This is a genomic window from Pseudomonas sp. EA_5y_Pfl2_R50, assembly GCF_963970475.1.
Taxonomy (GTDB): domain Bacteria; phylum Pseudomonadota; class Gammaproteobacteria; order Pseudomonadales; family Pseudomonadaceae; genus Aquipseudomonas.
This window is the reverse complement of the sequence record NZ_CAXAPT010000146.1, coordinates 1-473: the sequence shown is the minus strand read 5'-3', so window position 1 is coordinate 473 and position 473 is coordinate 1. Positions and strand designations below refer to the sequence as shown.

Annotated in this window: 1 protein-coding gene; it reads left to right on the top strand. The window is 63.8% G+C overall.

The window, feature by feature from the left end; translation table 11 throughout:
- Positions 1-458, top strand: a 458-nt coding sequence (locus AACY19_RS27160; RefSeq protein WP_339454584.1) for a TonB-dependent receptor domain-containing protein, incomplete at its 5' end; no start/stop codon positions are given.
- Positions 459-473 lie beyond the last annotated feature (15 nt).

Genomic DNA, 473 nt, shown 5'->3' with positions numbered 1-473 from the left:
ATGACGCCGCAATCGGGTCGCGCGACCGGCTCAATCTTGCCTCGGTCGGGATCATCGCGGGGAGCGATGTCCGCGATATCCCGCGCAACAGCGCCTATGGTGAACTGACGCTGAAGCCCTTTGCGAGGGTGCGGCTGCAGGCCAATATCAAATATATCAGCAGCCGGGTGGGGGGCGACATCATCGCGCCGACCACCTTTCAGGAAGTCGCGATCGACCGCATCCCGGGTTACACGCTGGTCGGCGCAATGGCCCGCTATGACCTGCCGCAGATCGGCGCGCTGAAGAATGCCTCGATCCAACTCAACGTCGATAACGTGTTCGACGTCGGCTATATCGCCTCGGTCACCAGCGCGACCGCGACGGCGACCGAAACCGGTTTGCCCGGACGGTCGCTTGGCCGCTACTTCATCGGTGCGCCGCGCACCGTGACGGCCTCCTTCAGAGTGAGGTTCTAAGGGTGCCGAGCGGGC